General features: G+C 69.3%; 10 protein-coding genes. 5 read left to right on the forward strand and 5 right to left on the reverse strand.

The window, feature by feature from the left end:
* The 3 genes from def (RX333_RS09915) to def (RX333_RS09925) are packed head-to-tail and all read right to left on the reverse strand — an operon-like array spanning position 1 to position 1,441.
* The gene (def, locus tag RX333_RS09915; RefSeq protein ID WP_316014777.1) at positions 1 to 498 is read right to left on the reverse strand and encodes a peptide deformylase; all 498 of its coding nucleotides are present in this window, start codon (positions 496 to 498) and stop codon (positions 1 to 3) included.
* Entirely contained in the window at positions 498 to 932 is a 435-nt protein-coding gene (locus tag RX333_RS09920; protein ID WP_316014778.1) for a hypothetical protein, read from the reverse strand. The genes def (RX333_RS09915) and RX333_RS09920 overlap by 1 nt, the downstream gene beginning before the upstream one ends.
* Positions 929 to 1,441 (reverse strand): peptide deformylase, encoded by a 513-nt coding sequence (gene def / locus RX333_RS09925; RefSeq protein WP_316014779.1) that lies wholly within the window; start codon positions 1,439 to 1,441, stop codon positions 929 to 931. Before def (RX333_RS09925) ends, RX333_RS09920 begins: the two co-directional genes overlap by 4 nt.
* 126 nt (positions 1,442 to 1,567) lie before the next feature.
* On the opposite strand from def (RX333_RS09925), the gene RX333_RS09930 reads away from it, so the two are divergent.
* Complete coding sequence (locus RX333_RS09930; RefSeq protein ID WP_316014787.1) at positions 1,568 to 2,734, forward strand: MalY/PatB family protein; 1,167 nt, start codon at positions 1,568 to 1,570, stop codon at positions 2,732 to 2,734.
* Position 2,735: 1 nt separating this feature from the next.
* On the opposite strand, the gene RX333_RS09935 is transcribed toward RX333_RS09930, so the two are convergent.
* Together RX333_RS09935 and RX333_RS09940 are read right to left on the reverse strand one after the other, a co-directional pair.
* Positions 2,736 to 3,614, reverse strand: a complete 879-nt coding sequence (locus RX333_RS09935) for a transferrin-binding protein-like solute binding protein (protein WP_316014780.1) — start codon at positions 3,612 to 3,614, stop codon at positions 2,736 to 2,738.
* Between the two features lie 217 nt (positions 3,615 to 3,831).
* Positions 3,832 to 5,523 carry an NAD(P)H-dependent oxidoreductase subunit E gene (locus RX333_RS09940; RefSeq protein ID WP_316014781.1) on the reverse strand — a complete coding sequence of 564 codons (1,692 nt, stop codon included), beginning with the start codon at positions 5,521 to 5,523 and terminating at the stop codon, positions 3,832 to 3,834.
* Between the two features lie 193 nt (positions 5,524 to 5,716).
* Between RX333_RS09940 and RX333_RS09945 the strand changes: the two genes are divergently transcribed.
* The 4 genes from RX333_RS09945 to RX333_RS09960 form a co-directional block, all read left to right on the forward strand.
* Positions 5,717 to 6,130: a hypothetical protein gene (locus RX333_RS09945; protein ID WP_316014782.1), complete on the forward strand. Its 414-nt coding sequence runs from the start codon at positions 5,717 to 5,719 to the stop codon at positions 6,128 to 6,130.
* On the forward strand, positions 6,127 to 6,537 hold the full coding sequence (locus RX333_RS09950; protein WP_316014783.1) for a hypothetical protein: 411 nt from the start codon (positions 6,127 to 6,129) through the stop codon (positions 6,535 to 6,537). Before RX333_RS09945 ends, RX333_RS09950 begins: the two co-directional genes overlap by 4 nt.
* A gap of 59 nt (positions 6,538 to 6,596) precedes the next feature.
* Positions 6,597 to 7,004, forward strand: a complete 408-nt coding sequence (locus RX333_RS09955; protein ID WP_316014784.1) for a hypothetical protein — start codon at positions 6,597 to 6,599, stop codon at positions 7,002 to 7,004.
* A partial coding sequence (locus RX333_RS09960) for a thioredoxin domain-containing protein (protein ID WP_316014785.1) occupies positions 7,001 to 8,755 on the forward strand: 1,755 nt, incomplete at its 3' end. The genes RX333_RS09955 and RX333_RS09960, both read left to right, overlap by 4 nt.

Raw genomic sequence — 8,755 nt, forward strand, 5'->3', positions numbered from 1 at the left:
TCAGCGGCGGTGCTTCTCGAACTTCCTAAGGAGCATCTGCCGCTTCACGGGCTTGAGGCGGTGGACGAAGAGCCTGCCTGCGAGATGGTCGATCTGGTGCTGGACCGAAGTGGCCCAGAGGCCGACGAAATCGCGCTCGGTCTCCTCTCCGGCCTCGTCGAGATAGGCGACCGTGACCGCGCGCGGCCGGGTCACGGTGGCGGAGATGCCGGGCAGGTTCGGCGAGGCCTCCTCGTGCTCGCGCATCTGGACCGAGGCGTGCAGGATTCGCGGATTGGCCATGCGGACGGACTGGTCCATGCCCTTGGAGCAATCGACCACAGCCAGCGCACGCATGACGCCGATCTGCGGAGCGGCGAGGCCGACGCCGGGCATGGCGTACATGCTGTCGAGCATGTCATTCCAGATCGCGCGTACTTCGTCATCGACCGTGTCGACAGGTGCTGCGGCGGTGCGCAGCCGCTTGTCGGGCCATTGCAGGAAGGGGCGCCGCGCCATCAGAGGCTGCCTTCGATGGGCGCGGCGGCGGCATAGTCCGCGCCGTCCATGTGGGCGATCCAGGCGCGCTGTTCGTGGGCGATGACGTGCAGCTCCCACACGCAGGCCATCAGCGGGCGGTCGTCCACGGCCACGAAGTCGAGCGTGCCGGGATCGGCGCGCCACAGCCGCTGGCACAGGATGTCGCCATGCGCCCACCACAAGGCGAGCTGCCAGGTGCCCGCCTCGCCCTCGTGGAGGATGGTAAAGCCGTGCCCCTCCGCCCCGCCTTCCACGGCGATGGCGTTGGCGAGGTCGGCGCCGAGCGGATCGAGCGCGGGGAGGATCGTGCCGACGGGTGCGGCGTCCAGTCCGATGGCGTAGGTTCTGAATGCCACGCCCGCGATATCGAGAACGGGGCCGGGCGCGATGTGACGCGGGGCGTAGCCGCTCACGATGCGCGGGCCTTCTTCAGCTTCTTCATCTTGTTGGTGATCATCTGGCGTTTGACCGAACCAAGATAGTCGATGAAGAGCTTGCCATCGAGGTGGTCGAGCTCGTGCTGCACGCAGGTCGCCTCCAGCCCTGCGAAGTCGCGGCTCTGCGGATTGCCGTCGCGGTCGATCCAGGCGAGCGTCACCTCGGCCGGGCGCGTCACCTCGGCGTAGATCTCGGGGATCGAGAGGCATCCTTCCTCGTAGACCGACTGGTCGTCCGAACGCGCCGTGATCTCGGGGTTGAACATGACGAAGGGGGCGGGGGCCTCCTCCTTGTCGGCGCAGTCCATGACGAAGAGCCGGACGCCCTGCCCGATCTGGGGCGCGGCGAGGCCGATGCCCGGCGCCTCGTACATCGTCTCCAGCATGTCGTCGGCCAGAGCGCGCAGGCCGTCCGTGAGGTCGGCGACCGGCGGGGCCACCTTCTTGAGCCGCGGATCGGGGTGGATGAGGATGGGTCTGATCATGCCCCGGCATGTAATCCAAGCCATCCGCGCGCGCAATCGCCCGCCTCTGTCGGGATACAATCCCAGCCTTGCCCTGCAGGCGTCGCGCCATAAGGTCGGGGGCGACAGAAGGAGAGTGCCATGACCGTGAATTTCGACGAACCGATCGACCGCCGCGACACCCATTCGGTGAAGTGGGATGCGTGCGAGGCGCTTTACGGTGTATCGCCCGATGACGGCATCGCGATGTGGGTCGCGGACATGGACTTCAAACCGCCGCAGGCGGTGAACGACATGCTGGCGAAGGCCGTCGCGCATGGCGTGCACGGCTATTACGGCAATGACGGCCCCTACCGCGAGGCGATCATCAAGTGGATGGCGCGACGGCACGGCTGGACGGTCGAGCCGGAGTGGATCTCCACCACGCATGGGCTCGTGTCGGGGGTGGGGCTGTGCCTTCAGGCCTTCACCGCGCCGGGCGACGGCGTGATGCTGATGACGCCGGTCTACCATGCCTTCGCCAAGATGATCCGCGCCAACGATCGGCGTCTGGTCGAGGCCGAGATGCGTATCGAGGACGGGCGCTACGTGCCCGATCTCGACGAGATGGAGCGGCTGGTCGAGGGCGTCTCGATGCTGATCCTGTGCTCGCCGCACAATCCGGGCGGCACGGTCTGGACCGAGGACGAATTGCGTGCGATCGCGGCGTTCTGCGAGCGGCACGACCTGATGCTGCTCTCGGACGAGATCCACCACGACCTCGTCTTCGGCGATGCCGATCATCACGTGCTGGCCAAGCTGATGCCGGAGCTGGCGCCGCGGCTTATCACGCTGACCGCGGCGTCCAAGACCTTCAACCTCGCGGGCGGGATGACCGGCAACGTCATCATCGCCGATCCCGAGCTGCGGGCACGGTTCCAGAAGGTGCATCTGGCGACGGGCGCCTCGCCCAACCGGTTCGGCATGATGATGACGACGGCTGCCTATTCGCAAGGGGACGAGTGGCTCGACGCCGCGCGCGCCTATATCGACGAGAACCGGCGAATTCTGGAAACGGCGCTCGACGCGATACCGGGGGTGCGGGTGATGCCGCTCGCCTCCACCTATCTGTGCTGGGTGGATTTCGCGGGAACCGGCATGACGCCCGAGGAGGTGCAGGCCCGCGTGCAGGACGACGCGAAGATCGCGGCCAATCACGGCGCGAGCTTCGGCAAGGGCGGGGAGAGCTGGCTGCGCTTCAACGTCGCGACGCGGCGCGCACTGGTCGAGGAGGCGGCGGCGCGGCTGACCCGCGCCTTCGCCGATCTGCAATAGGTCAGTCCACCGTCAGGAAGCCGCCGGTCACGGTATTGCCGCCGTTGTTGATGGTGAACGCGCCCCCGAGCTCGTTCAGCGACGGGCCGTAGAACTGCACGTTCAGCGCACCGCTGGCACCGGGCGCGAAGGCGACGGAACTGCCCGCCGGGGCCGCGCCCGTCTGCGCGGTGCCGTTCCCGCCCGACCCGGTGATCGAGGCCGAGAGCAGGATGTCGTTGAACGCTTCGGTCGTGCCAAGGCCGGTATCGGCGACGACACCCGTGATCTGGCCGTTGATGGCCGCGGCGCCCGCGAAATTGGCGGTCAGCGACGCGTTGCCGCGCAGCGCCACCGGGTCGCCGCCGCCGGGGCGGTTGCGCTGGCCCGAGAAGGTGCCGCCATAGCTGGCCGTTCCCGAGGACGGCACGGCGGTGACCGGTGAGCGGATGCCGAAGGTGACGGCCCCGCCATCGGCGTCCGCGACGTTGAACGGGAACGAATAGACCCCCGCCGCGCCGTAGGTGCCCACAACCAGCCCCGCAACCGCGGCGTCGCCGCTGGTGGTCGTGAAGTTAGACACGCCGCCCGTGGTGTCGCGCAGCACGAGATCGGCCTCGTAGCCCTGGTCGGAGCGGATGCGGTAGCGGGTCGCGGTCAGCACCTCGACGCTGGCGGTGTCGTTCGCGCTGACGGGCGAGGCGGAGAACGTGCCGCTTCGCAATGTGGTGCGGTACTGCGTGGCGGGCAGCGGGGTGCCCGCCCGCGCGACGAGCGTGTCGCCAGGGCCCGTCGCCACGACGGGCGAGACGGGCGTGAAGCCGGAGATCGATGTGCTGCCGCCACCGCCGCACGCGGCCAACGCGAGCGAGGAGAGGCACAGGAGGGCGGTGGTGCGCATGAGGGGCAAGCCTTTCGATAAGCTGCGGATCGCAGGCAGGTTCCCGCGCCGGGGCAGACCTGTCAACGGCGGCGACGTCCGGCGCACGTGGCCGTGATGGATCGTGCGCTGCCGCCCCGGCTTGCGGCGGCGCACTCCCTCGCGACAGGGACGTTCCCTCGCCGATTGCCGCGCGCGTCAGGTGGTCCCGTCGAGCGGGCGGCGACGGGCCGGACCCTCAGACCTCGTCGGGGAAGTGCTTCATGACGAGGCGGATCGGGTTCGGCGCGGCCTGACCCAGGCCGCAGATCGACGCGTCGACCATCAGGGTCGACAGCTCCTCCAGCAGGGGCTGGTCCCAATGTTCCGCCTGCATCAGCTTGACCGCCTTCTCGCAGCCGACCCGGCACGGGGTGCACTGGCCGCAGCTCTCGTCCTCGAAGAAGCGCAGCATGTTGAGCGCGGCATCGCGGGCGCTGTCCTGCGTGGATAGGACCACCACCGCCGCCGACCCGATGAAGGTGCCGTGCGGTTGCAGCGTGTCGAAATCGAGCGGGACGTCGTGCATCGAGGCGGGCAGCAGGCCCGAGGACGGACCGCCGGGCTGGAAGGCGTAGAATTCGTGCCCGTCCGCCATGCCGCCCGCAAGCTCGATGAGCTGGGCGATGGTCTGCCCGGCATCGGTCAGGTACACGCCGGGCTTGGCCACGCGCCCCGACACGGAATAGGCGCGCAGGCCCTTGCGCCCGTTCACGCCATGCGCGCCGAAGATTTCGGGACCCTCGCGGCAGATCTTGCCGATCCAGTGCAGCGTCTCGACATTGTGGACCAGCGTCGGCCGGTCGAAGACGCCGACCTCGGCCACGTAGGGCGGCCGGTGACGCGGGAGGCCGCGCTTGCCCTCGATGCTCTCGATCATCGCGGATTCCTCGCCGCAGATATAGGCACCCGCACCCCGGCGCAGATCGATATGGCCGGGCTCGACGAGGCCCGCCTCCTCCAGCCGTGCGATCTCGCGCCGCAGGATTTCCAGGATCGCGGGATATTCGTCGCGCATGTAGAGGAAGATTCGCTCGGCCTCGACGGCCCAGGCTGCGACCAGCATGCCTTCGAGGAAGCTGTGGGGGGTCCGCTCCAGCACCCAGCGGTCCTTGAAGGTCCCCGGCTCCCCCTCGTCGCCGTTGACGGCGAGGTAGCGCGGACCCTCGTAGCCGCGCACGAAGCTCCATTTCTTGCCCGCCGGGAAGCCCGCGCCGCCCATGCCGCGCAGACCCGCGTCGAGCAGGTCCTGCTGCACCTCGTCGGGTGTCCGGCGACCGGCCCGCAGATCGGCGAGCGTGGCATAGCCGCCCTCGGCGCAATAGGCGTCGTAGTCCTGGTAGTCGGGGATGATGGCGTGAGTCGCACCGTCGGCGATCGCCTCCCGCACCTTTTTGGGCGTGGCGTGGTCGATATGCGCGTGCCCCAGTTCCAGCACCGGCGCGGTGTCGCAGCGGCCCATGCACGGCGCGCGCAGCACGCGGACCTCCGCCGGGTCGAGACCGTCCTCCAGCGCGGCCTTGAGCGCCTGCGCGCCCGCCAGTTCGCAGGACAGGGAATCGCAGACGCGGATGGTCAAAGCGGGGGGCGGGGTCTCGCCCTCCTTCACCACGTCGAAATGGGCGTAGAAGGTCGCGACCTCGTAGACCTCGGCCTGCGCGAGGCGCATCTCCTCGGCCAGAGCGCGCAGATGTGCGGCGGAGAGGTGGCCGTAGGCGTCCTGGATCTTGTGCAGATGCTCGATCAGCAGGTCGCGCCGTCGCGGCGCGTCTCCCAGAAGCGCCTGCACCTCGGCCAGCGCCGAATCTTCGTATTGGCGGCCCTTCGGCGTCGCGCGGCCCTTGCCGCGGCCCGATTTCCATACGCCCTTGCGATCGTCCAGCGGTGCCATCACGCGTCTCCCTGCCCTTGCACGCGCCACGATAGGCCCCTGCCCCGCCCCCCGACAGCGCAAAAGCGGCGGTTTCGGGCCGTCTTCGCGACATGGGGTTTCCGATCGGCGACGCCCTGTCGCCGGATCGTGAGGGGACACCGGGCGGAACTTGCCCTAACTTGCCCTGCGACACGCATTCCCGGAGGACCCGATGATCCGTATAGCCCTCGCTGCCCTGCTGCTCGCCACGCCCGCGCTCGCCCAGGACGAGCCGCGCCTGATCCCGCCCGAGGAATGGGTGGACATGGTCGGCGGCCAGACCGTCTATTACGAGATCGAGGGTGAGCCCTACGGCCGCGAATACTACGCCCCCGATGGCGAAAGCGTGGTGTTCGAGCATGTCTCGGGTGCCTGCCTCGAAGGGCGCTGGACCTATTTCGAGCCGCTGGAGGCCTATTGCTTCGCCTGGCCGGGGGAGACCTCATGCTTTCGCCATTTCGAGCAGGACGGCGCGCGGCTGATCCAGGGGGTGGAGCCCGACGGCACGCTCGACACGGAGAGCCTGCAGGAGGTCGGCCGCATCGTGCCCGTGCCGCTGACCTGCGAGCCGGGCGTCACCAGTTGATCCGCGCGCTCGCCCTCGCCTGCCTTCTCGCCGCTCCCGCGTGCGCGCAGGACGGGCGGGACATACCGCTCGCCGAATGGCGGGCGATGACCGAGGGGCGGACGGTGATCTACCGGATCGGGCCCGAAGTCTTCGCGCGCGAGACCTATCACCCCGGCGGGCAGGTGGTCAGCATCCTCTACGCAGACGGGACGTGCCTCGAAGGGACCTGGCGGTTCATCGAACCGGCCAGCGCCTATTGCTTCTCCTGGCCCAACGGCAAGTTCTGCTATCGCCACATGGAGGATGCGCAGGGTCTCTACGTCCTGCCGGTGGATGAGAGCGGCGCGCGCGATGCCCGGTGGGAGATCCAGCGCATCGAGGGCATCTCCGAGCGAACGGTGTCTTGCGAGATTCCCGTCTCCTGATCCCTTGCCCTTCGACGCGGGATGACGGAGCCTGCGCGCGACCGAAAGGAGCCGACACCATGCGCCTCGCCAGCCTGATCTGCCTTGCTTCGATCGCCCTGCCCGCCGTGGCGCAGGACGGACGCCCGATCCCGGTCGAGGAGTGGCGAGACCGCGCGCTCGGCAATTCGGTCCGTTACTTCATCGGCGAGACCTATATCGGGCGCGAATTCTACCTGCCCGATGGGCGCTCGGTCCGCTACGAGGCGGCGGACGGGCAGTGTCAGGAGGGGCTGTGGACCCACAAGGACGGGACCTATTGCTTCTTCTGGCCGAACGGTCCGGTCTGCGCCGCGCACATAGACTTGGGCGACGGGTTGATCGAGTTCCCGACCGTGGACGGCGACGGCAACCTGGTCCCCGACGACACGCAGTTCGGTGAACTGGTCGAGGGCGGCTTTTCCTGCGCGCCGATGGTGATCGGATGAGGGCGCTTCCCGGCGTGACGCGGGGCGACGACGAACAGATCGCGCTGGAGGCCGCGCTCGCCGCACGCGGGCCCGGTTACGTGCCGCGCACGCATCTGATGGACGGCGACGGCCCGCGCTACGTCAACCGGCTGATCCACGAAGCGTCGCCTTACCTCGTCCAGCACGCGCACAACCCGGTGGACTGGCGTCCCTGGGGGCCCGAGGCGCTGGCCGAGGCGACGGCGCGCGATCTGCCGGTGTTCCTGTCGGTCGGCTACGCCACGTGCCACTGGTGTCACGTGATGGAGGAGGAGAGCTTCGACGACGAGGAGGTCGCGGCCCTGCTCAACACCGCCTTCGTGCCCGTGAAGCTCGACCGCGAGCAACGCCCGGACGTGGATCAGGTCTATATCCTCGCCACCATGCTGCAGCATCGGCACGCGGGATGGCCCAATTCACAATGGCTGATGCCGGACGGACGGCCCTTCCACACCGGCACGTACTTTCCGAAACCGCAGTTCCTGCAAGTGCTCGGCGCGATCGCGCAGGGCTGGGATGGCGGGCAGCGTGCGCAGTTCGAGAGCGTGGCGCGGCAACTGTCGGAGGCGATGCGCCGCATCCCGGCGGAGACGGCCCCGCCCGCCGCGCTGGATGCCGCCCCGGCGGCGGCGCTCGCCGATCTCGCGCGGCTGTTCAACGCTGAGCAGGGCGGCTTCAGCCACGGCACGCAGTTCCCGCAGGAGGGGCACCTCCTCTTCCTGCTCGACCACTGGCGGCGCACGGGCGATGCGGCGGCGCGGGACATGGCCTTGCGCTCGCTCGAGGCGATGGTGGCGGGCGGGCTGCACGATCATGTCGGCGGCGGGTTCCACCGCTACACGGTCGATGTGAACTGGCGCACGCCGCATTTCGAGAAGATGCTCTACAATCAGGCGCTGATGCTGCGCGCCTTGGTCGAGGGCTGGCAGGCCGGTGGCGATCCCGCGCTCGCCCGCGCGGCGGCGCGGCTGGTCGCCTACATCGCCCGCGACATGACCGCGGCGGATGGCGCGTTCTACGCCGCCGAGGACGCCGACAGCCTGGAGGCGGACGGGCGGCGGGAGGAAGGCGCATTCTACGTCTGGCCACCCGAAGCCGCACCGGAGGCGGCGCGGGACGTCCTCAACCTGCACGCGGCCCCGACGCTGGAGGCCGGGCCGGTGGCGCACCTGACCCCCGGTGAGCCGGTCGAGTTCGACGCGCTCGATCCGCTGCTGGAGGAGATGCGGCTGATCCGCGATGCCCGCCCCCGGCCCCTGCGCGACGAGAAGGTGATCGCCGGATGGAATGGCTTGTTGATCCGCGCGCTGGCGGAGGCGGCGATCGCGCTGGACCGGCCCGATTGGACGGAGATGGCCGAGCGGGCCTTCGACGCCGTGATGGCGCGGCTTGGCCCGCTGGAGGAGCTTGCCCGTCTCGATTTCGACGGCAAGCGGCGGGAGGTCGCGGATCTCAGCGATCATGCCTGGCTGGGGCTGGCCGCCTTTGCGCTGGGGCGGATCGATCTGGCCGATGCGTTCGCCGCCCGACTGCTGGAACGATTCGATCACGATGGTCGTCTGGTTTTGAGCCCCGAAGGACCGCTGGGACCCGTGCTCGAAACCGAGGACGGCGCCACCCCGTCGGGCGAGGCGGGGGCGCTGGAACTGCTGGCGCTTCTGGCCGAGGCGCGGCCCGATCCGGTGCGCGACGCCCGCGCGCGGGCCCTGCGCGACGCGGTTTCGGGGCGT

Origin of the sequence: Roseobacter sp. HKCCA0434, assembly GCF_032464675.1 — a bacterium.
GTDB lineage: Bacteria > Pseudomonadota > Alphaproteobacteria > Rhodobacterales > Rhodobacteraceae > Pontivivens.

Bases quoted from the DNA above. Each gene is read 5' to 3' on its own strand.
- RX333_RS09935 (WP_316014780.1), bottom strand. From the start codon at position 3,614: ATGCGCACCACCGCCCTCCTGTGCCTCTCCTCGCTCGCGTTGGCCGCG.
- RX333_RS09940 (WP_316014781.1), bottom strand. From the start codon at position 5,523: ATGGCACCGCTGGACGATCGCAAGGGCGTATGGAAATCGGGCCGCGGC.
- RX333_RS09945 (WP_316014782.1), top strand. From the start codon at position 5,717: ATGATCCGTATAGCCCTCGCTGCCCTGCTGCTCGCCACGCCCGCGCTC.
- RX333_RS09955 (WP_316014784.1), top strand. From the start codon at position 6,597: ATGCGCCTCGCCAGCCTGATCTGCCTTGCTTCGATCGCCCTGCCCGCC.
- def (WP_316014777.1), bottom strand. From the start codon at position 498: ATGGCGCGGCGCCCCTTCCTGCAATGGCCCGACAAGCGGCTGCGCACC.
- def (WP_316014779.1), bottom strand. From the start codon at position 1,441: ATGATCAGACCCATCCTCATCCACCCCGATCCGCGGCTCAAGAAGGTG.